This is a genomic window from Cyanobium sp. PCC 7001 (genome assembly GCF_000155635.1).
Classification (GTDB): domain Bacteria; phylum Cyanobacteriota; class Cyanobacteriia; order PCC-6307; family Cyanobiaceae; genus NIES-981.
Genome location: NZ_DS990556.1, coordinates 1,528,403 through 1,552,093 on the forward strand (window position 1 = coordinate 1,528,403; position 23,691 = coordinate 1,552,093).

Annotated in this window: 29 protein-coding genes, 2 tRNA genes and 1 pseudogene; 19 read left to right on the plus strand and 13 right to left on the minus strand. The window is 70.1% G+C overall.

Annotated elements, in window-relative coordinates:
* Positions 1 to 30 precede the first annotated feature (30 nt).
* Positions 31 to 483, plus strand: coding sequence for a hypothetical protein (locus CPCC7001_RS07605; protein ID WP_006909056.1), 453 nt, complete (start codon positions 31 to 33; stop codon positions 481 to 483).
* A gap of 136 nt (positions 484 to 619) precedes the next feature.
* On the opposite strand, the gene CPCC7001_RS07610 is transcribed toward CPCC7001_RS07605, so the two are convergent.
* Positions 620 to 693 (minus strand) — tRNA-Arg (locus CPCC7001_RS07610).
* Between the two features lie 55 nt (positions 694 to 748).
* On the opposite strand from CPCC7001_RS07610, the gene recF reads away from it, so the two are divergent.
* Both recF and speD read left to right on the plus strand, forming a co-directional pair.
* On the plus strand, positions 749 to 1,924 hold the full coding sequence (recF, locus tag CPCC7001_RS07615; RefSeq protein ID WP_006909975.1) for a DNA replication/repair protein RecF: 1,176 nt from the start codon (positions 749 to 751) through the stop codon (positions 1,922 to 1,924).
* A 71-nt stretch (positions 1,925 to 1,995) separates the two neighbouring features.
* On the plus strand, positions 1,996 to 2,475 hold the full coding sequence (gene speD, locus CPCC7001_RS07620) for an adenosylmethionine decarboxylase (RefSeq protein ID WP_006910197.1): 480 nt from the start codon (positions 1,996 to 1,998) through the stop codon (positions 2,473 to 2,475).
* Positions 2,476 to 2,604: 129 nt separating this feature from the next.
* Here the strand turns inward: speD and larE are convergent, their stop codons facing one another.
* Entirely contained in the window at positions 2,605 to 3,480 is an 876-nt protein-coding gene (larE, locus tag CPCC7001_RS07625; protein WP_006909073.1) for an ATP-dependent sacrificial sulfur transferase LarE, read from the minus strand.
* A 129-nt stretch (positions 3,481 to 3,609) separates the two neighbouring features.
* Here larE and CPCC7001_RS07630 point away from each other — a divergent pair, with 129 nt between their 5' ends.
* Positions 3,610 to 4,794, plus strand: coding sequence for a cob(I)yrinic acid a,c-diamide adenosyltransferase (locus tag CPCC7001_RS07630; RefSeq protein WP_006910305.1), 1,185 nt, complete (start codon positions 3,610 to 3,612; stop codon positions 4,792 to 4,794).
* Between the two features lie 9 nt (positions 4,795 to 4,803).
* Here CPCC7001_RS07630 and moeB read toward each other — a convergent pair whose 3' ends face one another.
* Both moeB and CPCC7001_RS07640 read right to left on the minus strand, forming a co-directional pair.
* Positions 4,804 to 5,976, minus strand: coding sequence for a molybdopterin-synthase adenylyltransferase MoeB (gene moeB, locus CPCC7001_RS07635; RefSeq protein ID WP_043369748.1), 1,173 nt, complete (start codon positions 5,974 to 5,976; stop codon positions 4,804 to 4,806).
* A gap of 41 nt (positions 5,977 to 6,017) precedes the next feature.
* Positions 6,018 to 6,476, minus strand: a complete 459-nt coding sequence (locus CPCC7001_RS07640) for a M67 family metallopeptidase (RefSeq protein WP_006909892.1) — start codon at positions 6,474 to 6,476, stop codon at positions 6,018 to 6,020.
* Positions 6,477 to 6,521: 45 nt separating this feature from the next.
* Here CPCC7001_RS07640 and CPCC7001_RS07645 point away from each other — a divergent pair, with 45 nt between their 5' ends.
* Positions 6,522 to 6,953, plus strand: a complete 432-nt coding sequence (locus CPCC7001_RS07645) for a CAAD domain-containing protein (protein WP_006909088.1) — start codon at positions 6,522 to 6,524, stop codon at positions 6,951 to 6,953.
* Between the two features lie 16 nt (positions 6,954 to 6,969).
* Here CPCC7001_RS07645 and CPCC7001_RS07650 read toward each other — a convergent pair whose 3' ends face one another.
* Positions 6,970 to 7,632 carry a fructosamine kinase family protein gene (locus tag CPCC7001_RS07650; RefSeq protein WP_006911451.1) on the minus strand — a complete coding sequence of 221 codons (663 nt, stop codon included), beginning with the start codon at positions 7,630 to 7,632 and terminating at the stop codon, positions 6,970 to 6,972.
* 76 nt (positions 7,633 to 7,708) lie between these two features.
* Positions 7,709 to 7,924 (minus strand): annotated as a pseudogene (locus CPCC7001_RS16010) (hypothetical protein); the annotation flags it as partial.
* Here CPCC7001_RS16010 and crtD point away from each other — a divergent pair.
* The gene (gene crtD / locus CPCC7001_RS07655) at positions 7,845 to 9,422 is read left to right on the plus strand and encodes a C-3',4' desaturase CrtD (protein ID WP_225867203.1); all 1,578 of its coding nucleotides are present in this window, start codon (positions 7,845 to 7,847) and stop codon (positions 9,420 to 9,422) included. The pseudogene CPCC7001_RS16010 and the gene crtD sit on opposite strands and share 80 nt — an antisense overlap.
* On the opposite strand, the gene CPCC7001_RS07660 is transcribed toward crtD, so the two are convergent.
* Complete coding sequence (locus CPCC7001_RS07660; protein WP_050757093.1) at positions 9,385 to 10,281, minus strand: prephenate/arogenate dehydrogenase; 897 nt, start codon at positions 10,279 to 10,281, stop codon at positions 9,385 to 9,387. The genes crtD and CPCC7001_RS07660 overlap by 38 nt on opposite strands.
* A gap of 60 nt (positions 10,282 to 10,341) precedes the next feature.
* On the opposite strand from CPCC7001_RS07660, the gene CPCC7001_RS07665 reads away from it, so the two are divergent.
* The 3 genes from CPCC7001_RS07665 (at position 10,342) to CPCC7001_RS07675 (ending at position 12,617) form a co-directional block, all read left to right on the plus strand.
* Positions 10,342 to 11,820, plus strand: a complete 1,479-nt coding sequence (locus CPCC7001_RS07665) for a hypothetical protein (protein ID WP_006911254.1) — start codon at positions 10,342 to 10,344, stop codon at positions 11,818 to 11,820.
* Positions 11,821 to 11,881: 61 nt separating this feature from the next.
* Positions 11,882 to 12,124 carry a DUF2839 domain-containing protein gene (locus tag CPCC7001_RS07670; RefSeq protein WP_043368781.1) on the plus strand — a complete coding sequence of 81 codons (243 nt, stop codon included), beginning with the start codon at positions 11,882 to 11,884 and terminating at the stop codon, positions 12,122 to 12,124.
* A gap of 112 nt (positions 12,125 to 12,236) precedes the next feature.
* Positions 12,237 to 12,617, plus strand: coding sequence for a DUF1815 family protein (locus CPCC7001_RS07675; RefSeq protein WP_043368783.1), 381 nt, complete (start codon positions 12,237 to 12,239; stop codon positions 12,615 to 12,617).
* A 5-nt stretch (positions 12,618 to 12,622) separates the two neighbouring features.
* Here CPCC7001_RS07675 and recA read toward each other — a convergent pair whose 3' ends face one another.
* The 6 genes from recA to CPCC7001_RS07705 all read right to left on the minus strand — a co-directional run bounded on the left by recA (position 12,623) and on the right by CPCC7001_RS07705 (position 18,253).
* The gene (gene recA, locus CPCC7001_RS07680; RefSeq protein WP_043368784.1) at positions 12,623 to 13,831 is read right to left on the minus strand and encodes a recombinase RecA; all 1,209 of its coding nucleotides are present in this window, start codon (positions 13,829 to 13,831) and stop codon (positions 12,623 to 12,625) included.
* 132 nt (positions 13,832 to 13,963) lie between these two features.
* Positions 13,964 to 14,725, minus strand: a complete 762-nt coding sequence (locus CPCC7001_RS07685; RefSeq protein WP_006910377.1) for an HAD family hydrolase — start codon at positions 14,723 to 14,725, stop codon at positions 13,964 to 13,966.
* Between the two features lie 31 nt (positions 14,726 to 14,756).
* Positions 14,757 to 14,828: transfer RNA gene (locus CPCC7001_RS07690), tRNA-Gln, on the minus strand.
* Positions 14,829 to 14,988: 160 nt separating this feature from the next.
* A complete protein-coding gene (locus CPCC7001_RS07695) occupies positions 14,989 to 16,698 on the minus strand; it encodes an AAA family ATPase (protein WP_050757212.1) in 1,710 nt (569 codons plus the stop codon).
* 8 nt (positions 16,699 to 16,706) lie between these two features.
* A complete protein-coding gene (locus CPCC7001_RS07700) occupies positions 16,707 to 17,765 on the minus strand; it encodes an LdpA C-terminal domain-containing domain (RefSeq protein WP_006910028.1) in 1,059 nt (352 codons plus the stop codon).
* A gap of 23 nt (positions 17,766 to 17,788) precedes the next feature.
* Positions 17,789 to 18,253 carry an NAD(P)H-quinone oxidoreductase subunit N gene (locus CPCC7001_RS07705; protein ID WP_006910056.1) on the minus strand — a complete coding sequence of 155 codons (465 nt, stop codon included), beginning with the start codon at positions 18,251 to 18,253 and terminating at the stop codon, positions 17,789 to 17,791.
* A 530-nt stretch (positions 18,254 to 18,783) separates the two neighbouring features.
* Here CPCC7001_RS07705 and rplC point away from each other — a divergent pair.
* The 10 genes from rplC to rpsQ are packed head-to-tail and all read left to right on the plus strand — an operon-like array spanning position 18,784 to position 23,678.
* Positions 18,784 to 19,431 (plus strand): 50S ribosomal protein L3, encoded by a 648-nt coding sequence (gene rplC, locus CPCC7001_RS07710; RefSeq protein ID WP_043368785.1) that lies wholly within the window; start codon positions 18,784 to 18,786, stop codon positions 19,429 to 19,431.
* 14 nt (positions 19,432 to 19,445) lie between these two features.
* Positions 19,446 to 20,081, plus strand: coding sequence for a 50S ribosomal protein L4 (gene rplD / locus CPCC7001_RS07715; protein WP_006909581.1), 636 nt, complete (start codon positions 19,446 to 19,448; stop codon positions 20,079 to 20,081).
* Positions 20,074 to 20,376 (plus strand): 50S ribosomal protein L23, encoded by a 303-nt coding sequence (locus tag CPCC7001_RS07720; RefSeq protein ID WP_006910939.1) that lies wholly within the window; start codon positions 20,074 to 20,076, stop codon positions 20,374 to 20,376. The genes rplD and CPCC7001_RS07720 overlap by 8 nt, the downstream gene beginning before the upstream one ends.
* 18 nt (positions 20,377 to 20,394) lie before the next feature.
* Positions 20,395 to 21,258, plus strand: coding sequence for a 50S ribosomal protein L2 (rplB, locus tag CPCC7001_RS07725; RefSeq protein ID WP_006910666.1), 864 nt, complete (start codon positions 20,395 to 20,397; stop codon positions 21,256 to 21,258).
* Between the two features lie 35 nt (positions 21,259 to 21,293).
* The gene (rpsS, locus tag CPCC7001_RS07730) at positions 21,294 to 21,569 is read left to right on the plus strand and encodes a 30S ribosomal protein S19 (protein WP_006911786.1); all 276 of its coding nucleotides are present in this window, start codon (positions 21,294 to 21,296) and stop codon (positions 21,567 to 21,569) included.
* A gap of 3 nt (positions 21,570 to 21,572) precedes the next feature.
* Positions 21,573 to 21,926: a 50S ribosomal protein L22 gene (rplV, locus tag CPCC7001_RS07735; RefSeq protein WP_006911273.1), complete on the plus strand. Its 354-nt coding sequence runs from the start codon at positions 21,573 to 21,575 to the stop codon at positions 21,924 to 21,926.
* A 20-nt stretch (positions 21,927 to 21,946) separates the two neighbouring features.
* On the plus strand, positions 21,947 to 22,675 hold the full coding sequence (rpsC, locus tag CPCC7001_RS07740; RefSeq protein ID WP_006910865.1) for a 30S ribosomal protein S3: 729 nt from the start codon (positions 21,947 to 21,949) through the stop codon (positions 22,673 to 22,675).
* A 16-nt stretch (positions 22,676 to 22,691) separates the two neighbouring features.
* The gene (rplP, locus tag CPCC7001_RS07745; protein WP_043368787.1) at positions 22,692 to 23,183 is read left to right on the plus strand and encodes a 50S ribosomal protein L16; all 492 of its coding nucleotides are present in this window, start codon (positions 22,692 to 22,694) and stop codon (positions 23,181 to 23,183) included.
* Between the two features lie 2 nt (positions 23,184 to 23,185).
* Complete coding sequence (rpmC, locus tag CPCC7001_RS07750) at positions 23,186 to 23,410, plus strand: 50S ribosomal protein L29 (RefSeq protein ID WP_006911384.1); 225 nt, start codon at positions 23,186 to 23,188, stop codon at positions 23,408 to 23,410.
* 16 nt (positions 23,411 to 23,426) lie between these two features.
* Complete coding sequence (rpsQ, locus tag CPCC7001_RS07755; protein ID WP_006909923.1) at positions 23,427 to 23,678, plus strand: 30S ribosomal protein S17; 252 nt, start codon at positions 23,427 to 23,429, stop codon at positions 23,676 to 23,678.
* Positions 23,679 to 23,691: the final 13 nt, after the last annotated feature.

A 23,691-nucleotide genomic window follows, 5' to 3' on the forward strand; every position in this document is an offset into this window, starting at 1 on the left:
CCTCCGCTCGCGATCACCCTGGGCTCCCTGTTGATCCCCTTCCGTCCGCAGACACCGCCCCCCCGGCTGCAGGAGGGCTACAGCCTGCTGGTCAACCCCTGGCCGACAGCGGAGGTGCTCAACGGGCTGCTGGTGGCATCGGGCGAGGCCCCACGCCCGCCCGAGCGCTGGCAACGGGCCCTGGAGAAAAGTCTCTGGCATCTCGGCGTGGCGGGGCCCGCAGGCAGCGTGGTGGGATTCGTGCGTGCCACGAGCGATCTGGCCCTCAACGCCAACCTCTGGGATCTGTGCAGCGATCCGAACGACGCCAACCGGGATCAGGTGCTGCGGGCCCTCGTGCAGGCCTCCCTGGGACGGCTGCGCCGGGATCTCTCCGGCTGCAGCGTGTCGCTCTCGGCTCCGCCGGAAGCCCTCAGGGCCCTGGAACGCCAGGGCTTCATCGTCGACCCCGGCGGCATCCGCGCCATGGGCCTGAAACTCTGATCTGACCAGCCTCCGAGCCCTCAGGGCGCTGCCGCGCCTTGACGGTTGCGAAGAGGCCCTTGAAAACAGCCCGTGGCGAAAAAAATCCCCCCCGACCACAGGGCGGGAGGGAGCAGACCATGGAACCGGCGACCGACGAGCATGGAGGGACTCGAACCCCCGACATTCAGAACCGGAATCTGACGCTCTATCCAACTGAGCTACATGCCCAGATTCCCATGGACCGGCAGCTGATGTCCGGCGTCTCCCACGGCCTGGCAAGCCGGTGGAGTGGGCGCCTGCAGGCGGTGCCTGCAGCGGTCTTACCTTAGCCGCTCACCGCTTCAGACCCATCCGGCTGGAACGCCTCGAGCTGCTGCAGTTCCGCAACATCACGCGGCTGGAGCTGAACCTGGAGGCCTCCCGGCTGCTGGTGCTGGGACCCAATGGCGAGGGGAAATCCAACCTGCTCGAAGGGGTGGAGCTGCTCGGCTCCCTGCGCACCCATCGCACCGGCTCCGACCGGGACCTGATCCAGCAGGGGTGCAGCCACGCCCGGATCCGGGGCCTCACCGCCCGGGGGGAGCTGCTGCAGCTGGAGCTGCGCCACCGGGGTGGCCGTGAGGCCCGGCGCAACGGCAAGCCCCTGGAACGGCAGCTCGATCTGCTCGGCGATCTGCGCTGTGTGAGCTTCAGTGCCCTGGATCTGGAGCTCGTGCGCGGGGAGCCCGCGGGGCGGCGTCAGTGGCTCGACCGGGTGGTGCTGCAGCTGGAGCCGCTCTACGGCGAGCTGCTCAGCCGTTACGGCCGGCTGCTGCGGCAGCGGAGCCAGCTGCTGCGGCGGGGGCTGGGGGGAGGGGAGCAGGCCGGGCTGCTGGATGCCTTCGATCAGCAGATGGCCGTGGTGGGAACCCGGCTGCATCGCCGCCGCCACCGGGCCCTGCAACGCCTCGAGCCCCTGGCGGCCCACTGGCAGCAACGCCTCAGCGGCGGGCGTGATGCGCTGGCCATCGCCTACCGCAGCGGCACCCATCTGGAGGGCGACGAGGCGGAGGAGCCCTGGCGGGCCGCCCTCCACAGCCAGCTGGCGGCCCAGCGCGACACCGAGCTGCGCCTGGGCCAGTGCAGCGTGGGGCCGCACCGGGATGAGGTGGCGCTCAGCCTGGGGGGCCAGCCGGCCCGGCGCTACGGCTCAGCCGGCCAGCAGCGCACCCTGGTGCTCGCCCTGAAACTTGCGGAACTCGAACTGGTGCGCAGCGTGGTGGGAGACCCCCCGCTGCTGCTGCTCGACGACGTGCTGGCCGAGCTCGACCCGACCCGCCAGCAGCTGCTGCTGGAGGCCGTGGGCGAGGGGCACCAGTGCCTGGTGAGCGCCACCCACCTGGGGGCCTTCAGCGCTGGCTGGCAGCAGCGCAGCCAGATCGTGCACCTGCGCGCCGGTGCCCTGAAGCCACCGGACTGAGCGCCATCGCCGGCCTGAAGCGTCCTGGCGGGAAGTTCGCGTAAGGTGGGCGGCTTGTGCGGTCGTATTCGATGACCCAGGTCCTGCCGTGCCTCCACCCCCACCCCGGATGGAGTGCAGCCCAGTCCGCCACCGACGCGGAACCCCTCCCTCACCAGATCTCCGACACGGTCGGAAAACACTGCATTCTTGAGCTCTACGGCTGCGACACCGCCAAGCTCAACGACGAAGCTTTTCTCAGGGACACCATCACCGCCGCTGCGAAACGTGCTGGTGCCACCCTTCTCAACCTGATCACGCACCGATTCGAACCCCAGGGCGTCACCGGACTGGCCCTGCTGGCTGAATCCCATATCTCCATTCACACCTGGCCGGAATCCGGCTATGCCGCGGTGGACGTGTTCACCTGTGGCGACCACACCATGCCGGAGCAGGCCTGTGCCGTTCTCGCCGGCGAGCTGGCCGCCAGCCACCACAAACTCACCAGCTTCCGGCGGGAAACCCCGGGAGCCATCGCGGCCGAGGAACGGCAGCCGGCCCTGGCGGCCTGAGCCCGAGCCTCCTTTTCGAGACCCTCAGCGCGCTCCTGTGCGAGACCCTCTGCCGTGATCCTGCCCCCACACGGGGGCTTGTTTTATGGCGGCCGGGGGCTCGAGGCAGCCTGAGGCCCGGGACCAAGCTCAGGGCCAAGGGGTCTGGATGGCTCCAACCGCCAGAGCGCGGTTGAGCTTGCCGCTCACCAGACCCTCGAGGTCCAGGCCCACGGCCGTGAAGCCCAGCTCCAGAAAGGCCTGGACCAGGGCCTGCCGCTCCGGCGCCTCGCTCCAGAGCCGCAGTGCTCCATCCAGCTGGGCGGCCGGCAGCTCGATGCGGGCCGTATCCCCCTGGCAGCGCACCCGCACCTCCGGCCAGCCCCGCTCCAGCAGCCAGGCTTCGGCGGCCGCGACCCGCTCCAGGCGCGCCGCACTGATGGCCTCTCCGTAAGGGAAGCGGGAAGCCAGGCAGGGCTGGGCCGGCTTGTCCCACCAGGGCAGCCCCAGGGCGCGGGAGAGACGCCGCACCGCTGCCTTGTCGAGGCCCACCTCCGCCAGGGGGGATTGAACCCCATGCTCACGGGCGGCCCGGATGCCGGGGCGGTGGTCGCCGAGGTCGTCGTGGTTCACGCCATCCACCACGGTGGCGGCGCCGGCCGCTGCGGCGATCGGGGCCAGGACCCGATGCAGCTCACGCTTGCAGGCGTAGCAGCGATCCTCGGGATTGGCGGCATAGGCGGGATCCGCCAGCTCCGCCGTGGGGATCTCCCGATGGGCGATGCGCAGCCAACTCGCCTGCATCGCCGCCTCCCGCCGCAGATGGGGGGCGAGAGCCGGCGACACCCCGGTGATCGCCAGGGCCCCGGAGCCCCGCTGCTCGACGGCGATCGCGGCCACCAGCGTGCTGTCCACACCGCCGGAGTAGGCCACTACGATCCGGGGCATCGCCGCCAGACGGGCCCGCAGGTCGGCCAGACCCCGATCCAGGGCGGCTGGGAGGCTCTCGAGCAGGGAGAACGGCACGGCTTCGGGGCTGCGGGAGCGTTGGAGCGTGGGGCGATCCTGGCAAGGCCATGGCGGTGCTGTGCAACAGCTGCGCGATGTGGAGGCCCCGGCCATGGCGGGTAGCATCGCCGCCAACGCACGGCAGCGATGAGCCCGAGCACCACGCCTTCGCCGCAACGGAGCAGCGGACGCGGCAGCAGTGCCGGCATCGGCATCCGCACGGCCTCGGACCGCGATGAGCGCACCCACGGGCAGCTGCACGTGTACGACGGCGACGGCAAGGGCAAGAGCCAGGCCGCTCTGGGGGTGGTGCTGCGCACGATCGGGCTCGGCATCTGCGAGCAGAAGCGCACCCGGGTGCTGCTGCTGCGCTTTCTCAAGGGGCCGGGCCGGGCCTACGACGAGGATGCGGCCATCGAAGCGCTGCAGCAGGGTTTCCCCCATCTGATCGACCAGGTGCGCACCGGCCGGGGGGAGTTCTTCAGCGCCGAGCAGGTGACCCGCTTCGACCGGCAGGAGGCCGAGCGGGGCTGGGACATCGCCAAGGGAGCGATCGCCAGCAATCTCTACTCGGTGGTGGTGCTCGATGAGCTCAACCCCGTGCTCGATCTCGGTCTGCTGGACACCGAGCAGATCTGCCGCACCCTCGCAGCCAAACCCGAAGGCATGGAGGTGATCTGCACCGGGCGGGGGGCGCCGCGCCAGCTGGTGCAGCTGGCCGATCTGCACTCGGAGATGCGGGCGCACCGCCGCCAGGACGCCACGGCCGAACCCCTGGGGCTCGACGGGATCGAGATCTACACCGGCGAGGGCAAGGGCAAGTCCACCAGTGCCCTGGGCAAGGCCCTGCAGGCCATCGGCCGCGGCATCAGCCAGGACAAGAGCCACCGCGTGCTGATCCTGCAGTGGCTGAAGGGCGGCGCCGGCTACACCGAGGATGCGGCCATCGCCGCTCTGCGCGAGAGCTATCCCCACCTGGTGGACCATCTGCGTTCGGGCCGCGATGCCATCGTGTGGCGGGGCCAGCAGCAGCCGATCGACTACGTGGAGGCCGAGCGGGCCTGGGAAATCGCCCGGGCAGCGATCTCGAGCGGGCTCTACAAGACCGTGATCCTCGATGAGATCAACCCCACGGTGGACCTGGAACTGCTGCCCCAGGAGCCGATCGTGCAGACGCTGCTGCGCAAACCGGCGGAAACGGAAGTGATCCTCACCGGACGCTGCCGCAATCGCCCCCTCTATTTCGACCTGGCTTCGGTGCACTCCGAAATGGTGTGCCACAAGCACTACGCCGAGCGCGGCGTGGACCTCAAGCGAGGGGTGGATTACTGATCGCGCAGCTCAGTAGCGCTGCACCGAGGGATCCACCTCTTGGCTCCAGGCGTCGATGCCGCCGCTCACGTTGATGCCCTCGATGCCATGGCGCCCGAGGGCCAGCAGGGCCTTGGCGCTGCGGCCACCCAGCTTGCAGTGCACATAGAGCTTCTTGCCCTCGGCCAGGCGGCGCACGTCCTCGATGGCCTCACCGCTCTCGATGCGATCGAGCGGCACCAGCACCGACCCCGGGATCACGGCAATGTCGGCCTCCTGGGGGTTGCGCACATCCAGCAGCAGGATCTCTTCGAGCTGCCCGTCGATCACGGTCTTCAGTTCGGCCACGGTGATGGTGGGCACGCTGCCGGCCTCCTCCTGGCCCGGAGCGCTGCCACCCACGCCGCAGAACTCCTGGTAATCGATCAGCCCGTCGATCACGGGGCGCTCCGGGTTGGGCCGCAGCTTGAGCTCCCGGAACTTCATGCCCAGGGCATCGAACAGCAGCAGCCGGCCACTGAGGGTGGTGCCGATGCCGGTGATGATCTTCACGGCCTCGGTGGCCTGGATCACGCCGATGATGCCGGGCAGCACACCCACCACCCCGCCTTCGGCGCAGGAGGGCACCATCCCCGGCGGCGGCGGCTCCGGGAAGAGATCGCGGTAATTGGGGCTGTGCTCATCCAGGTTGAACACCGTGGCCTGGCCCTCGAAGCGGAAGATCGAGCCGTACACGTTCGGTTTGCCCAGCAGCACACAGGCGTCGTTCACCAGGTAGCGGGTGGGGAAGTTGTCGGTGCCGTCGCAGACCAGGTCGTAAGGCCCGATGATCTGGAGAGCGTTCTCGCTGGTGAGAGCGGTTTCGTAGAGATCCACCTGGCAGTGGGGGTTGATCTCATGGATGCGGGCCTTCGCCGATTCGATCTTGGGCTTGCCCACCCAGCTAGTGCCATGGATGACCTGGCGCTGCAGGTTGGAGTGGTCCACCACGTCGAAATCGACGATGCCGATTCGCCCCACGCCCGCTGCCGCTAGGTAGAGCAGCAGGGGGGAGCCAAGCCCGCCGGTTCCCACGCAGAGCACGGAGGCCGCCTTGAGTCGCTTCTGCCCCTCCATGCCCACCTCCGGCAGGATCAGATGGCGCGAAAAGCGGGCCACCTCATCGGAACTGAGCTGGACGCCAGTGGTGTCGGGGGGAAGCATCGGCAGGAGCATGGCCGCGGCGGCTCGGGCCGCGGACCGGATCAATCACCCATTCTCCACGGCAGGGGCCGGGGATGGGCCCCGTTCTCCGGGAGCCACCAGGCCAGGGGGGCAGCATCGGCACCCAGGATCACCATCAGCGCCGGGGCCAGGGTGAGGGATCGATCGGTAGCCGAAGGCCGGGCCGGCCCGACTGGATGGCTGTGGGCGGCCCCGAGCACCGCCAGCCCGCGCGGCCGACACCAGCGCTGGGCCACGAGTTGCTCCCTTGGATCGATGGCGAAGCGCCGGCTCCTCGCGCCTGACTCCGGCCACACGTTCAGGCAGGGCCAGATCCGCTCCAGCTGCCAGAGTGGCCCTTCGTCCTCCGCCGCAGGCGGGAGCTGGCGGCCCAGCAGCAGAGCGCAGCCTTCCTCAGGAGCGGCACAGGCCAGCAGCCGCACCAGCACGGTGTGCAGGCCGCGATCAATGCCCAGGGCGATTGGCGCGGTGGAAGGCACCCCGATACTTTATGGAGCATTGTGAGCCGGAGCCCTGCGCAGGTCATGAACGACACCACCACGCCCACAGTCGACTCCGACGACACGGCCCAGCAGGCGAGCGACGCCGGCGCTGCTCCATTCGGTGCCACTGCCACGGACACCGACAGCGGCAGCGGCTCCCAGACCGCGGCGGAGATCAAGGAGCGCTACAGCGAGATCCTGGGCCAGATCAACCAGACCCTGGGCCAGGTGGACTGGAACCAGATGGGGCGGATCGGCAAGGCGGTCGGCATCCTGGTGGTGGTGATCGTGGTGCAGATCCTGATCAAGGGCGTGCTGGACACCATCAACCTGCTGCCCATCGTTCCCGGCCTGCTCGAGCTGCTCGGCCTCGTGGTGGTGGGCCAGTGGAGCTGGCAGAACCTCACCACCAGCGAGAAGCGCTCAGCCGTGGTGGCCAGGCTCCAGAACCTGCGCAACGAGTACCTGGGCTGAAGCTGAGCTCGTACCCTCAGCCGACCACGGCCAGGAGTCTGTCGATGGAGACCTGGGCCTGGTGCCTGTAACTTCCGCCGAACAGGTTGGCGTGGTTGAGCAGGTGGTAGAGGTTGTAGAGAGGCACGCGCTGGTCGGCACCTTCCGGCAGGGGCCAAGCCGCCTCGTAGGCCGAGAAGAAGGTGGTCGGGAACCCGCCGAACAGCCTGGCCATGGCCAGGTCCACCTCCCGATCACCCCAGTAGGCGGCCGGATCGAAGATGGCGCCGCCGTTCTCCAGCAGGCCGGCGTTGCCACTCCATAGATCGCCGTGCACCAGCACCGGCTCGCAGGCATGGTTCTGCAGCAGCCGGGGAATGCGCTCCAGCAGCTCTGCCGCTCCGGGATAGGTGTCTCCCCGCGCCTCGGCCATCGCCAACTGGGGTGCCAGACGGCACGCCACGAAGAAGTCGGCCCAGCCGGCGCGCCAGCCGTTCTTCTGGGGTGCCGAACCGATGAAGTTGTCGCTGGTGAAACCGAAACCGGGCCCCGGGCTGCCGCCCTGGCTTCTTCTGTGCAGCCCCGCCAGGCCCCGCCCCAGCTCGGCCCAGCCGGGGCCACCGCTCTGCAGCGCCAGCCAGGGAAGCACCAGCACGGCCCGATCCCCCACCACGCCGCAGGCCAGAGGACGCGGCACCACCAGCTCCGGGGGGCACCAGGCCTTCGGCTTCGGCCTCCAGCATCGCCAGGGCCGTGGACCGGTTGGTCTTGGCGAACAGACTGCGGCCATCGGAGCAGCTCAGGCGCCAGGCCTGATGGATGCATCCACCGCCCACCGGTGCGGCGCTGAGCACCCGAGAACCCACACGGGACTGCAGCCACTCCGACAACGGCTCGATGGGAAGCCCTGCCATGTCGCGGTCGCACACGCCTGGCTGCCAGCATGCCGCCATGGGGCAGGCCGTGGAGGTGGTGGTGGTCGGAGCCGGCATCGCCGGTCTCACCGCCGCCGCCCTCCTGGCGGACGCCGGCCTGCACGTGGCCCTGCTCGAAGCCCACAGCCAGACCGGCGGCTGTGCCGGCACCTTCCGCCGCGGCCCGTACTGCTTCGATGTGGGGGCCACCCAGGTGGCGGGCCTGGAGCCGGGGGGAAGCCACGCCAGGATCTTTGCCCATCTGGGCCTGCCGCTCCCGGCGGCCCGCGCCCTGGATCCGGCCTGCGTGGTGGACCTGGGCGATGGCAGCCCGCCGGTGCGCCTCTGGCGTGACCCGGAGCGCTGGCGGCAGGAGCGGGACCACCAGTTCCCCGGCAGTGGCGCCTTCTGGCGGCTGTGCGACGCCCTGCATCGGGCCAACTGGGGGTTCGCGGCCCGTGATCCCGTGCTTCCGCCCCGCAATGCCTGGGATCTGGGCCGCCTGATCGGGGCCCTCAGGCCCGCCAACCTGGCCAGTGGCGTGCTGGCGCCGGCCAGCATGGCCCAGGTGCTGGAGCTCTGCGGCTGCGGGGGCGACCCACGGCTGCGCCGGTTCCTGGATCTGCAGCTGCGGCTCTACTCCCAGGAACCGGCCGCACGCACGGCGGCCCTCTACGGAGCCACGGTGCTGGCCATGGCGCAGGCCCCCCTGGGGCTGTGGCATCTGGAGGACTCCATGCAGGCCCTGAGCACCCCGCTGGAGGAGGCGCTGGCCAGGGCGGGCGGGCAGCTGCACCTGCGCCACAGGGTGACGCGGCTGGAGCGCCTCCCCCATGGCTGGTCCGTCAGGGCCCAGGGCTCCGGCAGAGGAACTCCCGAAGGCCTCTGGGAGGCAGCCGATGTGGTGGTGGCGATTCCGCCCCAGTGCCTGCCGGAGCTGTTGGGCTCCGAGCAGCTGCCGGCCGGGTACCACCGCCGCCTCACCACCCTGCCGGACCCGTCCGGCGCCCTCGTGCTATACGGGGCTGTGGAGCGCGCGGCCCTGCCCGCCGACTGCCCGTGCCACCTCCAGATCGCCTGGGACGATCCGGGCTCCCTGTTTCTCTCGGTGAGCCAGCCGGGGGACGGCCGGGCGCCCGAAGGCGCGGCCACCCTGATCGCCAGCGTGTTCACCGAGGCCCGGCCCTGGTTCTCCCTGGATCCGCAGGCCTACCGGGCTGCCAAGGCCAGGGCCCTGGCCGGCATCCGCCGCGGAGTGGAGCGCCACCTCGGCCTGCCCGCCTCGGCCTGGCGGCACCAGGAACTGGCCACGCCACGGGGCTTCGCCCGCTGGACCGGGCGGCCGTTCGGGTTCGTGGGGGGCCTGGGCCAACGCCCCTCGAACTTCGGGCCCTGCGGCCTGGCCAGCCGCACCCCGCTGGAGGGCCTCTGGCTCTGCGGCGATGCCATCCACCCCGGAGAGGGCACCGCGGGGGTGACGCTCTCGGCCCTGATGGTCTGCCGCCAGCTGCTGGCACGCCACGGGCGGGAGCTGGCGCTCAGAGAAACTCCGGCCGCAAACGCTGGCAGGTGCTGAGCTCCTCCTGGAGAGCGGGCCAGCGCTCCTCGGCCAGGCACTGCTCCAGCTGCTCAAGGCTGCGGCGGTAGGCCGCCAGCGCGGTCTGCAGCGCTTCCCGGTTGCAGCGGGCCATCAACGTGCCCAGCTCCGGGTTGCCTCCCCCCACCCGGGTGGTATCGGCAAAGCCGCTGGAGGCCAGGGCCCGCACCAGCTCCGGCAGAGCACCCCCCTGCTGCCGGGCGCAGCCGTCCACCCCCTGCAGCAGGGCCGCACTCACCAGCACGGGCAGGTGCGAGATCAGGGCCACGGCCCGATCGTGATCCGCTGCGTCACCCACCAGACAGCGCGCCTCCACCGCCGCCACCAGGCCGCACAGCTGATCGAGCGCCGCCGGATCGGTGTGGGGGGTTGGGGTGAGCACCCACGGGCGCCCCGCGAACAGGCCCCGTTGCCCCGCCTCCACGCCCGCCGATGCGGTTCCGGCCATCGGATGGCCGGCCACGAACCGGGGATGCAGGCCCGACCAGCACGCCAGCACAGGCGCTTTCACCGAGCCGACGTCGGTGACCACGGCCTGCGCCGGGATCGCCTCCACCAGGGCGGGCTCCGGTGCCAGCAACCGGTCCAGGGGCAGGGCCAGCACCACCAGGGCGCAGTCCTGCAGGATCGAGGGATCCAGGCTCACAGCGCTGGCGAGGCCTCGCTGCCGCGCCCGTTCGGCCGTGGCCTGCCGGTGCACCAGGGCCCGCACCTCCAGGCCCCTGGCCTGAAGATCGAGACCGAGGGAGCCTCCGATCAGGCCCAGCCCCACGAGGCCGATGGGCCCCTCGAGCCGAGGCGGCGCCGAGAGGGATGTCGCCAACAGAGCGGTTGTCATCACGGCTGCAGTGCCATGCGGTCAGCTTCCTACGATTCAGCCCCCGGCTGACGGCGGCGGATGCTCGAGGCCCATGCCCACCACCAGCTCAAGGCCCTGCTGCGCCGGGAGGGTCTGGGAGGTCAGGAGCCCTGGCCCCATCAGCTCAGCCTCTGTCGGCTCGTGGCCCGCAGCCTGCGCCGCGGCGACCACACCCTGGTGCGGCTCGCGCCGGGCACGGACCCGGGCTGGCTGCTGGGGCTGCTGGTGCCCCTGGCCCTGAGTGACACCCCGATCGCCCTGGTGCTCAGCCCCACCCTGCGGCAGCGGTTGCTCCAGGTGGAGCTGCCCCGACTGGCGGCCTCCGGCCTGGCCCTGCCCTGCCATGAGGGCCCTGAGCCCGAGGGGGCGCGGCTGTGGCTGCTGAGCATTGAGGAGCTGCTGCAGGCCTGGCGCTCGGCAAGCCTGGCTGGGCGGCAGCTGGTGATTCCCGAGGCCGAACAGCTCGATGCCCGCCTTCGCGCCGGCCTGGCCCTGAAGATCTCGGGGCCCGACTGGGACCGGCTGGCCCGGGCCCACCCCGCCGCGGCTCCGGCCCTGGCGGAACTGCATGCACGGTTGACGCGGCAGGTGATGGCCCACCCCGGAGGTGATCGCCGCCCCCTGCCCCTCGCCCCGGAGGATGAGGCCCCGCTGCGCCAGTTGCTGGCCCTGTTGCAGCCGCTGCCCGAACCCTGGCGGCGGTGGCAGGCCAGTGGGGGGGACGCCTGGGTGAGCTGGGCCACCCTCGAGGCCTCCCGCCAGGACCAGGGGCCGCCCGTCGTCTGGAGCCTGCATCGCCAGCCGCTCGAGCCCCTGCATCTGCTGCAGGGCCTGTTCGAGGGCCGGGGCGTCGTGCTGGTGGCGGAACTGGCCGGAAGCACCGCCACCTCCGCCGGCAATGAGGGCCGCGGTCTGGGCCTCAGCCCCGATGTGTGCGTGGATCTCGGGGAGCCTCCCCTCGCCGATCCGTTGCCGGTGTACGCCCCGCTCCGCCAACCGCTGCCCAACAGCCCGCGCTACGGCGAGCACCTGCTCGAGCAGTGTCGGCGGCTGGTGCTGGGCCAGGCCGGGCTCACCCTCGTGCTGCTGGACGATGAGGGGCTGCGCCTGTCCCTAACCAGCGGCCTGGCCGCCGAATTCGGCAGCCGGGTGGTGCATGAGGCCACCACGCCGGAAGCGAACGGGGTGATCTGCGCACGCTGGTGCTGGTGGCTGGACCACCAGCAGCGCCTGCCGCTGCCGGGGCAGATCGTGGTGGGCCTGCTGCCGATCGCCAGCCTGGAGGATCCGCTCACCGCGGCCCAGGTGCTGGCCCTGCGGCGCCAGGGCCGCGACTGGTTCCGGGAGCGGTTGCTGCCGGACGGTCTGACCCGGCTGCAGCTGGCGGTGACGGGCCTGCGCAGCCAGGGCGGACGGCTGGCGATCCTCGATGGCAGGTTGCGGGGGCGCAGCTGGGGCCGCCAGGTGCTGCGCGCCCTGGAACCCTGGATGAACCTGAGCCGGCTGTTGCCGCACTAGGGGTGACCGTCAGGCCCCCCCTAGCCTGAGCGGCTGAACATCGCGATCTGGAGAAGCACCGATGGGAGAAGCCCGCCGCCGCAGCATCCAGGGCCTTCCCCCCAGAGGTCCCAAGCGGACGTCCGAGCCGGACACCTCGCCACGGCTCGCCCCATGGCTGCCGCTGAGCCGCAATCAGGCCGACCGGTTCGTGGCCATCACCACCAAGGGTGCCTGGATCGGCATTGCCGCCCTGGTGCTGTTCTGGATCACGGTGCGGTTCCTGGGGCCTGCGCTGGGCTGGTGGACGCTGGCGGACGGCTGACTCCGTCCCGGACTGACTGTTGTGCAGATGCAAGCACTGTGCGGATGTAAGCATTCATACCCACGAAAATTGGAAGAAATGCTTAGGATTCAAGGTTAACAGCGTTGGGCCCATGTTTCCTCGGCTCGCGGAGCAGTACCGCTCCGTTGTCCAAGACCTTGTGATGAGCCTGAAGGCCCTCGCCACCAGCCTTCAGAGCCGCGGCATGGCCGCCACCTGCTACAGCTGCGGCGACGGCCGTGATGGCCAGGGCGCCTCCTTCGTGGCCAACCTGGGCACCAACCACATGGTGCGGTTCCTGGTGTCCGATTTCGGCATCAGCTGGGTGGAATCGCGCAACGGCCATGAGTTGGTGAAACTGGAAGGCGCCGAGGCCATCCAGGAGCTTCAACGGGTGGCCCAGGTGCTCCACAGCGGCCCCGCTCCAGAGCCGGCGTCCGGTTCGGTGGACCCATCCGCGGACATCGCGGCCCCGAACTCCCTCCCCACCTGACGGACTCAGCCGGCCACGGGCAGCGCGCTGGCCGGCTTGACCGCAGCATCGAGACCTGAACCCCCGGGAAGACCAGAACCAGGTGCCTCCGCCGTCGTGACGGTCGAAGCCTTGGCCGCGGCCGCCAGAGGCTTCATCGAATTGGCCGTGACCTCCGAACCTTCGGTGAGCTTCTGGCGGGTGCGCCGTTCGATTTCCTCGGCCTGCTCGGGGTTCTGCTCCAGCCAGGTGATGGTGTTGTCGCGTCCCTGGCCGATGTTGTCGCCCTCGTAGCTGTACCAGGCGCCCTTGCGGATCACCACGCCGGTTTCCTCGGCCAGGTCGAGCAGGCAGCCGAGGGTGCTGATGCCCCTGCCGAACAGAATGTCGAACTCGGCGATGCGGAACGGCGGGGCCACTTTGTTCTTGGCCACCTTCACCTTGGCGCGGATGCCGTATTCCTCGGTGCCCCGCTTGAGGGTCTGGATGCGGCGGATGTCCAGGCGCACCGAGGCATAGAACTTGAGGGCGTTGCCACCGGTGGTGGTTTCCGGACTGCCGTAGGTGACGCCGATCTTCTGGCGGAGCTGGTTCAGGAAAATCACCGTGCAGCCGGACTTGCCGATGTTGCCGGTGATCTTGCGCATGGCCTGGCTCATCAGGCGGGCCTGGCTGCCCACCGCCAGATCGCCCATCTCCCCCTCGATCTCGGCGCGGGGCGTCAGAGCCGCCACCGAGTCGACCACCACGATGTCCACGGCAGCCGAGCGCACCAGCTGGTCGACGATCTCCAGGGCCATTTCGCCCGTATCCGGCTGGGAAACCAGCAGGTTTTCGATGTCCACCCCCAGCGCGGCCGCATAGACGGGATCGAGGGCGTGCTCGGCATCGACGAACGCCGCCACACCACCGCGCTTCTGCACCTCGGCAATGGCGTGGAGCGTGAGGGTGGTCTTGCCGGAACTCTCCGGGCCGTAGACCTCCACCACCCGGCCCTTGGGATAGCCGCCGCCCAGGGCCAGATCCAGGGTCAGGGCACCGGTGGAGATGGTTTCCACCCGCATGCGGGAGGCATCGCCGAGGCGCATGATCGAGCCCTTGCCGAAGTTGCGCTCGATCTGGTTGAGCACCAGGCCCAGGGCCTTGTCCCGCTCGGCCGCGGCCCTGGCATCGGCGGGAGAGGAGGCCGAGGCACCGGACGTCGCGAAGGAAGCGGCCTTGGAGTCAGCAGGCATGGGGATGAAAACGGGGGTGAATCGGAAAAGCTGGTCGGGTCGCGGATCCATCCTGCGACCGCCGGGAGGTCAGTACCACCAAACGAGACCAGCGTCTCAATCGCGCTTAGTACGTACGTACCCTAGCGAGGGTCAGGGCCACAGCGCCAGGGGGGCGGCGAAACGATCCGGCTCGAGCCAGTGGATGCCCTCGGGCAGATCCACGCCGTCCGCCGGCCCGAGGTAGCCCCAGCTCACCAGAAAGCAGCGCACGGCCGCCAGGCCCGGATCGGCGCGCACCCGCTCCAGGGTGGGCCGGCGATCCTCCACGAACCACACCCGGGGGTGGTGGCCGAGCAGCTGCTTCAGCACCTCGGGCTTGCTGCCCTGCTCATGCCCGTGCACCGCCGCGGGCGCCAGGGCGGCCGACTCCAGCAGGCGCTGGGCGAAGGCTTGTCCCTTGGTGGTGAGCACCATCCAGGTGATCCCGTCCCGCTCCAGCTGCCGCAGCCGCTCCACCACGCCGGGATAGAATCGGTGCAGGGCCAGCCAGGCCGGCAGATCCCTGCGGATCGCCCGGCTGCGCACCTGCTCCAGGGTCTCCTGCAGCTCGGCATCGCTCCAGCCCCAGCGGGCCAGGAGCTCGGGAAGCCGCCGGGAATAGTCCGCGAGCAGGTTCTCCAGCGCCAGGTCCGGGCGGGAGAGTTCGGCCGCCATCAGCACCATCTCCCAGCCCTTGTGGATGAGGGGGCGCAGCCGGGCGAACCCCGGCGGCGCCTGCTCCGGCAGCGCGAGGGCCGGGGACAGTTGCAGGGCCGCTGTCCGGGCCGCCCACCAGTACTCGTCCATGCCATCGACGAGCACCCCGTCGAAGTCGAAGACCAGCAGCGGCTCTGGCGGGGAGATCCCAGTCACGGCAGGGCTCCCCGGGGACTGGAGCAGGAAACTGGGCCGCTAGGATTCGAACCTAGGAATGGCGGGACCAAAACCCGCTGCCTTACCACTTGGCGACGGCCCAATGACGGTGGAGGTCGACTGCCGGAGGCAGGGTCTCCTGAAAGCGGGGAATCCGAGCTGGTGAGTCCGGCTCCCGGTGCAGCGGCGCTCGCCGATGCCTAGCTAGTTACCCACAGCGTCCGGTCCTTCGTCAATCACCGGCCACCCAGGGCTCCGGCCCCTCAGGCGGGAAACAGGCGCAGACGCTGATCGCCGCTGGGACCGAACACGGCCGTGCGCACCCGGTAGCGGCTGGCGAGCTCCCGCTGAAGCTGGCGTACCCGCTCGCTGCGGGGCAGCAGTTCCACGGGTTGCCCCTGGGCCAGCACAACGTGCTCCACCGCCAGTCGGCACTCCTCGAGGGCCGCCAGGGTGTCGTCCCCCTCGGGAACCGAGACGGAGGGCTCCTGGGGGCGGTGGCGGGCGAGCAGCCGTTCCAGGGCCCGCTGCACCTGGGGCATCGCCCCGCTCTTGATCACCAGGATCGGCAGGCCCAGATCCTGCGCCAGACGACGGACATGGGGGTCGCGGCCGAGCTGCTGTCGGGCGCTGAGCACCACATCGGCCAGCTCCACGCTGCCCACCACGGCCACGGGCAACTGGCGGGCCCGCACCACCTGCTCGAGGGTGCTGCGGCTGATGCCGGCTCCGTAGACCCGCAGGGGCGCCGGACCGGTGGAGGCGGGCGGAGGCGCAGAAGCGGCAGCCGCAAGGGAGGGCTCCAGCGGGGGAGGAGACGCCGGCGCAGCCTGATGGCGGGCCGCCTCCCTGAGGGGAAGGCCGGCGGGAGCCTCGGTGCCGGAGGCCCGCACCGCAGGGGGCGGCAGCGGCCGGGAGACGGAATGGGGACGCGCGGGCAGGTCGTCCTGCAGCTGCAGACGTCCATCAGGCCCCAGCTCCCGCACCTGGGGCCTGGCCGTCTGGCCCCGCAGCAGACCATCCACCGTCTGGGCCACATCCCGGTGGATCAGCCAGCGGTGGCGGCTGTGCATCTCCACCGCCAGCGGGAAGGTGGGTTCCGCGGCCCGCTCGAGCACGGTCTTCTGGGTGCGCCGTCGCCGCGCTTCCTCGTCGCCGAGGGTCACCGACTGGATTCCCCCCACCAGGTCACTGAGGGTGGGGTTCTTGATCAGGTTCGTGAGCTCGTTGCCGTGGGCGGTGGCCACCAGCATCACGCCCCGCTCCGCAATGGTGCGCGCCGCCTGGGCTTCCCGTTCCGTGCCGATCTCATCGATCACGATCACCTCGGGCATGTGGTTCTCCACCGCCTCGATCATCACCTCGTGTTGCAGGTCCGGCCTGACCACCTGCATGCGGCGCGCCCGGCCGATGGCGGGATGGGGGATGTCGCCATCGCCGGCGATCTCGTTGCTGGTGTCGATCACCACCACCCGCTTGCCGAGATCGTCGGCCAGCACCCGGGCGATCTCCCGCAGGGCCGTGGTCTTGCCCACCCCGGGGCGGCCCATCAGCAGCAGCGACTGGCCGGAATCGAGCAGGTCACGCACCATCACCACCGTGCCGAACACGGCCCGGCCCACCCGGCAGGTGAGGCCCACGATGGTCCCGATGCGGTTGCGGATCGCGCTGATGCGGTGCAGGGTGCAGGCGATGCCGGCCCGGTTGTCGGCGCCGAAGGCCCCCAGCTGGTCCACCACCGCATCGAGATCGCTGCGCTCCACCGGCCGATCGCCGAGCAGGGCGGCCCGGCCGGGGTAGCGGGCCTCCGGCAGCCGGCCCAGATCCAGCACCACCTCCAGCAGGTGCGCCCGGCTCTCCGCACTGGCGAGGGCAGCCTGCACGGGTGCCGGCAGCACCGCCAGCAGCCGGTCCAGATCGTCAGTGACGCCCTGGCCGGCATCCGCGCCGGAGCTCCCGGCCGTCTGGGGCATCAGTGAGATCAGGGGCTCGGGTGACAGCACCGCAGCGGCCTCGGGTGGGTTCGTTCTAGCCAGGGGCGCACCAGAGTCCGCGCCAGCTCCAGGGCCCGAGGCCACAGCTCGGGGCTCTCCAGCAGCGAGCCCCCCCGCCGCTGGGCCTCCTGCAACAGCGGCTGGAGGGAGCGCCGGGCCACGCCTCCGAAGGCGACGCCCGCGCACAGCCGCGCTGCCTCCGGATGGCGTTCCAGCAGCGGCAGCGTCGAGGCATTGGTGCCTCCGGCCAGCTGCAGGGGCCCCGGCGGCAGCCGGCGGCCGCGCCGCCGCAGCAGGGTCACGGCGGCATGGGCGGTGCCGACGCCCACATCCCCGCTCATCGGCCGACCGTCCAGCTGCCAGAGGGGCGCCAGCCCATGGACCCGCAGGGCGCCGTAGCGCTGCCACAGCTCCTCCGCGGTCACCTCCGGGCCCGCACTCACGGCCACCCGGCGGAACGGCACGCCGCTGCCGGCCAGCTGCTCCAGGCGCCGCTCGAACGCCTGCTGCCGCCCGGGCCGGGTGTGCAGTTCCACCGCATCGGGGCTCAGCTGGCGCAGCAGCCCCGGCACCGCCGCGGCCGCCAGGCCATGACCGCGCTCCTCGATCAGGCCGAGGGGACAGGCCGGCAGGCAGCGTCCGCAGCCATAGCAGCGCTCCTCCGCCACACCGGCGGCGCCGGTGGCCCCCACGCCGATGGCCAGGGCCGGACAGACCCGCTCGCAGGGGCGGGGACAGGCGGGCGGACAGCGCCGCGGATCGAACCAGGCCTTGCGGAAGTGGGGATCCTCGCCATCGCTCAGGCTCACCATCAGCCAGGGGCGCCCAGCACCCCGGCGCTCGGCCCAGGCGACGCCGCGCCGGGCGGCCGCCACGGCGGCCGGGTCCGCCGCCACATCCAGACAGTGCACACCGGCCAGCGCATAGAGGCCGGCGAGGTCCTCGATGGCGGCCAGGTCGTGATTGCTGGCCCCACCGATCCACTTCACCCAGCGGCCGCGCCGCAGGGCCGACTCGGGGAGGATCCCGGCCGCTGGGGCCGACACCCCGCGGCTGGCGGTGGGGGAGTTCAGGCGGCGGCCAGCAGGGCCTCCAGAGGTTGCCAGCGCAGCGCGCGGGCGCCGCCCATCTCCACCACGATCTTGAGGCGGGGTTCCCGCCGGGTGAGGGCCACCAGGGAACTGAGTTCCGCCGTGGAGAGCACCTGACCCTCCAGCAACCACAGCAGGATGGGCTGGTCGCCCTCCAGCAGGCTGCCCAGCTGGGGCATCACCCGGTGCACGTCCCCCACCGCGGCGCCGCGTCCCACGCTCTGGTGGCCCAGGTGCGGTGGACGCACACCGTGGAGCTGAAGCAGGAACGCCTCGGGATCGCCGAGGCCGCGGGCCGAGGTGAGCTGGGCGCGGTAACCGGCAGCCCGCAGTCGCCGCATCAGCCGGGTCTCCGCCCCTCCTTCCAACGGGGCGAACAGAGCCAGGGCACCGGCCCGCTCGAGGTCTTGCCGAAATCCCCGACCAGACAACAGCAGCGGCATGGCGACGGTGACGCGGTGGGCCGAGTCTGCCAGCTTCCCGGGGATGGGGGACGTTCCCTGGGGACAACGCAGGGAGGGGGGAAGGCCGTGGGGTATGGTTGTCAGCTGTGCTTGGAATCTGTGCCCGACCGCTAGCCGGGCCTCCAGAACATTGCACCAGGTCGCCAGTGGTGGCGACCTCCACGGCCTGAGCGGCAGCGCAGGTTTTTCCACCGCCCTGGCCCCGGCCCGGACGCCCCAACGGAAAGACCAGTCAAACCGCCGGGAAACTGCCTGAACGCGCTGATCTCTCCCACGAGTCGGTCCGTCCGGTCCAGGCAAGTCCCAGCCGCGCTGATCAGATCCTGCGATCTGTCTGCTAGCGCCCTGAACGTCTCTTCAGGGTTCCGTGCCTCACCGGAGTCGTCGCCGACGCCGGAGTTCTGAGCCGGGATCCGGAACCGGATGACACGGCACGGCACGACCTTCCAGGCATCCGCATCGGCTTCACCGGAAACCCCGGTGGTCCAGCTGGCGCTGACTCCCCTCCTATGTCCATCGGCATTCTTGGGAAGAAGCTGGGTATGTCCCAGTTCTTCGACGAGGCGGGCAAGTCCATCCCGGTCACTGTGATCGAGGCTGGCCCCTGCCGCATCACCCAGATCAAATCCACCGGCACCGACGGCTACAACGCCGTGCAGCTCGGTTTCGGCGACATTCGCGAGAAGCTCGTGAACAAGCCTGCCCAGGGCCACCTCGCCAAATCCGGCGAGGAGCTGCTCCGCCACCTCAAGGAATACCGGGTCGACAGCCTGGATGGTCTCGAGCTCGGCGGTGCAGTCACCGTCGCCGCCTTCGAGCCCGGCCAGAAGGTCGACGTGAGCGGCGACACCATGGGCCGTGGCTTCGCGGGTTACCAGAAGCGCCACGGCTTCAGCCGCGGCCCCATGACCCACGGTTCCAAGAACCATCGCGAGCCCGGTTCCACCGGCGCCGGAACCACCCCGGGCCGGGTCTACCCCGGCAAGCGGATGGCCGGCCGTTACGGCGGCAAGCAGACCACCACCCGTGGTCTGGTGATCCTGAAGGTGGACACCGAGCGGAATCTGCTGGTGGTGAAGGGATCGGTGCCCGGCAAGCCCGGCGCGCTGCTCAACATCCGCCCGGCGAACCGGGTGGGCGCCAACGCCGGGAACTGAGGAGGACCGAGAACATGGCTCACTGTGTGATTCGCGACTGGCAGGGCAAGGAGGCCGGCAAGGCCGACCTTGACCTGAAGGTCGCCAAGGAAAGCTCCGCCACCGACCTGGTGCACCGCGCCGTGGTGCGCCAGCTGGCCCACGCCCGCCAGGGCACGGCCAGCACCCTCACCCGGGCCGAAGTGGCCGGTGGTGGCCGCAAGCCCTACAAGCAGAAGGGAACCGGCCGGGCCCGCCAGGGCTCCATCCGCACCCCGCTGCGTCCGGGCGGTGGCGTGGTGTTCGGGCCCAAGCCCCGCAGCTACGCACTGGCGATGAACCGCAAGGAGCGTCGCCTGGCCCTCCGCACCGCGCTGATGAGCCGGGTGGAGGACATCACCGTGGTGAAGGGCTTCGGCGCCGGGCTCGACACTCCCAAAACCAAGGAGATCACCGCCGCCCTCACCCGCCTCGGCATCGAGGCCGGCGCCAAGGTGCTGGTGATCCTCGACAACGCCTCCGAGGCCGTGCGCAAGTCCGTGCGGAACCTCGAGAAGGTGAAGCTGATCGCCGCCGATCAGCTCAACGTGTTCGACCTGCTCCACGCCAACAAGCTGGTGGTGAGCGAGGAGGCACTCGCGAAGATTCAGGAGGTCTACGGCGATGGCTGAACGTTTTGCAGGCCGGCTCGCGGATGTGATCCGCAGGCCGCTGATCACCGAGAAGGCCACCCGTGCCCTCGAACTGAACCAGTACACCTTCGAGGTGGACCATCGGGCCGCCAAGCCCGACATCAAGGCCGCCGTCGAAACCCTCTTCGACGTGAAGGTGGTGGGCGTGAGCACCATGAACCCGCCGCGTCGCACCCGCCGCGTCGGCCGCTTCGCCGGCAAGCGCGCCCAGGTCAAGAAAGCGGTGGTGCGCCTGGCCGAGGGCAACGCCATCCAGCTGTTCCCTGAGTCCTGAGGAGGGGTCTGAAACCACATGGCAATCCGTAACTACCGCCCCACCACGCCCGGCACCCGCACCCGCGTCGCCAGTGACTTCACCGAAGTCACCGGCCGCGGTCGGGAGCGGGGCCTGGTGGTGGCCAAGCACCGCCGCAAGGGCCGCAACAACCGCGGCGTGATCACCTGCCGCCATCGCGGCGGCGGCCACAAGCGCCTCTATCGCCTCGTCGACTTCCGCCGGGACAAGCACGGCGTGGTGGCGAAGGTGGCGGCCATCCACTACGACCCCCACCGCAATGCCCGGCTGGCCCTGCTCTTCTACGCCGATGGCGAGAAGCGCTACATCCTGGCCCCCGCCGGGATCGAGATCGGCCAGCAGGTGGTGTCCGGCCCCGAGTCCCCGATCGAGACCGGCAATGCCCTGCCGCTCTCGGCCATCCCCCTGGGCTCCAGCGTTCACAACGTGGAGCTGTACGCCGGTCGCGGCGGCCAGATGGTGCGCACCGCCGGTGCCAGCGCCCAGGTGATGGCCAAGGAAGGTGACTATGTCGCTCTCAAGCTGCCCTCCACCGAGGTGCGCCTGGTGCGCCGCGAGTGCTACGCCACCCTCGGCGAAGTGGGCAACTCCGAGGTGCGCAACACCAGCCTGGGCAAGGCCGGTCGCAAGCGCTGGCTGGGCCGCCGCCCCGAGGTGCGCGGCTCGGTGATGAACCCCTGCGACCACCCCCACGGTGGTGGTGAGGGCCGTGCTCCGATCGGCCGCTCCGGCCCCGTCACCCCCTGGGGCAAGCCGGCCCTCGGCCTCAAGACCCGCAAGCGGAACAAGCCCAGCAACCGGTTTGTGCTCCGGAAACGTCGCCGCACCTCCAAGCGGAGCCGTGGCGGACGCGATTCCTGATGAACCACACCGCTTTGCCCGCTTCCTGAACCGCTATGGGACGTTCACTCAAAAAAGGCCCGTTTGTCGCCGACAGCCTGCTTCGCAAGGTTGAAAAGCAAAACGCCGCCAACGACAAGACCGTGATCAAGACCTGGTCACGCGCTTCCACCATCCTGCCGATGATGATCGGCCACACGATCGCCGTTCACAACGGCAAATCGCACGTGCCGGTCTATGTCACCGAGCAGATGGTGGGCCACAAGCTCGGGGAATTCGCCCCCACCCGCACCTTCCGGGGCCACATCAAGGACAAAAAGGGAGGCCGTTGATCCATGGCTAACACCGCTCCGAATCAGGCGCTCGCCCACGGCCGCTACATCCGCGGTTCCGTGAGCAAGGTGCGCCGGGTTCTCGACCAGATCCGCGGCCGCACCTACCGCGAGGCGCTGATCATGCTCGAGTTCATGCCCTACCGCTCCACCGGACCCATCACCAAGGTGCTGCGCAGCGCCGTGGCCAACGCCGAGCACAACCTCGGCATGGATCCGGCCAGCCTGGTGGTCACCACCGCCAGCGCTGACATGGGCCCCTCCATGAAGCGCTACCGGCCCCGAGCACAGGGTCGCGCCTACGCGATCAAGAAACAGACCTGCCACATCAGCATTGCTGTGGCTCCTTCCGCCTGACCCCCGAGGACACCGCACCGATGGGACACAAAATCCATCCAACCGGCCTGCGCCTGGGGATCACCCAGGACCACCGCTCCCGCTGGTACGCCCCGAGCAAGACCTATCCCACCCTCCTCCAGGAGGACGATCGGATCCGCAAGTTCATCCACAAGAAGTACGGCGCCGCCGGTATTTCCGATGTGCTGATCGCCCGCAAGGCGGACCAGCTCGAAGTGGAGCTCAAGACCGCCCGCCCCGGCGTGCTGGTGGGCCGCCAGGGCAGCGGCATCGAAGATCTCCGCAACGGCATCCAGAAGACCGTGGGTGATGCGAACCGTCAGGTGCGCATCAACGTGGTGGAAGTGGAGCGCGTCGACGCCGACGCCTTCCTGCTGGCCGAATACATCGCCCAGCAGCTGGAGAAGCGGGTGGCCTTCCGCCGGGTGATCCGCATGGCCGTGCAGCGGGCCCAGCGGGCCGGCGTGCTGGGCCTGAAGATCCAGGTGAGCGGCCGTCTCAACGGCGCCGAGATCGCCCGCACCGAGTGGACCCGGGAAGGCCGGGTGCCGCTGCACACCCTGCGCGCCGACATCGACTACGCCACCAAGCTGGCCAGCACCACCTACGGGGTGCTGGGCATCAAGGTGTGGGTGTTCAAGGGCGAGGTGTTGCCGGGCCAGAAGGAGCAACTGCCCGTGGGCGCCGCTCCCCGCCGCCGGACCAGCCGGCAGCCCCAACAGTTCGAAGACCGTTCGAACCAGGAGTGATCAGGAGGCCTGAACCATGCTGAGTCCAAGACGCGTCAAGTTCCGCAAGCAACAGCGAGGCCGCATGCGCGGCGTCGCCACGCGCGGCAACACCATCGCCTTCGGGGAGTTCGCCCTGCAGGCCCAGGAGTGCGGGTGGATCACCTCCCGCCAGATCGAAGCCAGTCGTCGCGCCATGACCCGCTACGTCAAGCGGGGCGGCAAGATCTGGATCCGGATCTTTCCCGACAAGCCGGTCACCATGCGCCCCGCCGAGACCCGCATGGGTTCCGGCAAGGGCAACCCGGAGTTCTGGGTGGCGGTGATCAAGCCCGGGCGCATCCTGTTCGAGATGGGCGGTGCCGACATCACCCCCGAGATCGCACGGGAAGCCATGCGCCTGGCGCAGTACAAGCTGCCCGTGAAGACCAAGTTCCTCACCCTGGACGACCAGCCGGTCGCCGGTGGTGAAGCCCCTGCAGCTGCTGCTTCGGTCACGGCCGAGCCTGCCAACACTGTGGAGTCCTGACCATGGCCCTTCCTGCCATCACCGACGTGCGCAAGCTCACGGACGTTGACATCACCGAGCAGATCGACGCCACCCGGCGTGAACTGTTCGACCTGCGCTTCCAGCAGGCCACCCGCCGTCTGGAAAATCCGCACCGCTTCAAGAAAGCCCGCATCAAGCTGGCCCACCTGCTCACGGTGCAGAACGAGCGCAAGGCCTCCGCAGCCCCGGCTGATTCAGCTACCTGATACCCCCCTCGATCCCATGGCACTCAAGGAAAGGGTCGGCACCGTCGTCAGCGACAAGATGGACAAGACGGTGGTGGTGGCGGTGGAAAACCGCTTCCCCCATCCCATCTACCAGAAGACGGTGAGCCGCACCAAACGCTACAAAGCTCACGACGAAGACAACAGCTGCAAGGTGGGCGACCGGGTTCGCATCACCGAAACCCGCCCCCTCAGCCGCACCAAGCGCTGGACCGTGGCCGAGGTGCTCAACACCTCCGCCGCCACTTGACGAGGAACGACCG

Excerpts from the sequence above, each read along its gene's own strand:
- speD (WP_006910197.1), top strand. The coding sequence starts at position 1,996 with ATGACCCAGGTCCTGCCGTGCCTCCACCCCCACCCCGGATGGAGTGCA.
- CPCC7001_RS07630 (WP_006910305.1), top strand. The coding sequence starts at position 3,610 with ATGAGCCCGAGCACCACGCCTTCGCCGCAACGGAGCAGCGGACGCGGC.
- moeB (WP_043369748.1), bottom strand. The coding sequence starts at position 5,976 with ATGCTTCCCCCCGACACCACTGGCGTCCAGCTCAGTTCCGATGAGGTG.
- CPCC7001_RS07645 (WP_006909088.1), top strand. The coding sequence starts at position 6,522 with ATGAACGACACCACCACGCCCACAGTCGACTCCGACGACACGGCCCAG.
- crtD (WP_225867203.1), top strand. The coding sequence starts at position 7,845 with ATGTCGCGGTCGCACACGCCTGGCTGCCAGCATGCCGCCATGGGGCAG.
- CPCC7001_RS07660 (WP_050757093.1), bottom strand. The coding sequence starts at position 10,281 with ATGACAACCGCTCTGTTGGCGACATCCCTCTCGGCGCCGCCTCGGCTC.
- CPCC7001_RS07665 (WP_006911254.1), top strand. The coding sequence starts at position 10,342 with ATGCTCGAGGCCCATGCCCACCACCAGCTCAAGGCCCTGCTGCGCCGG.
- CPCC7001_RS07670 (WP_043368781.1), top strand. The coding sequence starts at position 11,882 with ATGGGAGAAGCCCGCCGCCGCAGCATCCAGGGCCTTCCCCCCAGAGGT.
- CPCC7001_RS07675 (WP_043368783.1), top strand. The coding sequence starts at position 12,237 with ATGTTTCCTCGGCTCGCGGAGCAGTACCGCTCCGTTGTCCAAGACCTT.
- recA (WP_043368784.1), bottom strand. The coding sequence starts at position 13,831 with ATGCCTGCTGACTCCAAGGCCGCTTCCTTCGCGACGTCCGGTGCCTCG.
- CPCC7001_RS07695 (WP_050757212.1), bottom strand. The coding sequence starts at position 16,698 with ATGCCCCAGACGGCCGGGAGCTCCGGCGCGGATGCCGGCCAGGGCGTC.
- CPCC7001_RS07705 (WP_006910056.1), bottom strand. The coding sequence starts at position 18,253 with ATGCCGCTGCTGTTGTCTGGTCGGGGATTTCGGCAAGACCTCGAGCGG.
- rplC (WP_043368785.1), top strand. The coding sequence starts at position 18,784 with ATGTCCATCGGCATTCTTGGGAAGAAGCTGGGTATGTCCCAGTTCTTC.
- rplD (WP_006909581.1), top strand. The coding sequence starts at position 19,446 with ATGGCTCACTGTGTGATTCGCGACTGGCAGGGCAAGGAGGCCGGCAAG.
- CPCC7001_RS07720 (WP_006910939.1), top strand. The coding sequence starts at position 20,074 with ATGGCTGAACGTTTTGCAGGCCGGCTCGCGGATGTGATCCGCAGGCCG.
- rplB (WP_006910666.1), top strand. The coding sequence starts at position 20,395 with ATGGCAATCCGTAACTACCGCCCCACCACGCCCGGCACCCGCACCCGC.
- rpsS (WP_006911786.1), top strand. The coding sequence starts at position 21,294 with ATGGGACGTTCACTCAAAAAAGGCCCGTTTGTCGCCGACAGCCTGCTT.
- rplV (WP_006911273.1), top strand. The coding sequence starts at position 21,573 with ATGGCTAACACCGCTCCGAATCAGGCGCTCGCCCACGGCCGCTACATC.
- rpsC (WP_006910865.1), top strand. The coding sequence starts at position 21,947 with ATGGGACACAAAATCCATCCAACCGGCCTGCGCCTGGGGATCACCCAG.
- rplP (WP_043368787.1), top strand. The coding sequence starts at position 22,692 with ATGCTGAGTCCAAGACGCGTCAAGTTCCGCAAGCAACAGCGAGGCCGC.
- rpmC (WP_006911384.1), top strand. The coding sequence starts at position 23,186 with ATGGCCCTTCCTGCCATCACCGACGTGCGCAAGCTCACGGACGTTGAC.
- rpsQ (WP_006909923.1), top strand. The coding sequence starts at position 23,427 with ATGGCACTCAAGGAAAGGGTCGGCACCGTCGTCAGCGACAAGATGGAC.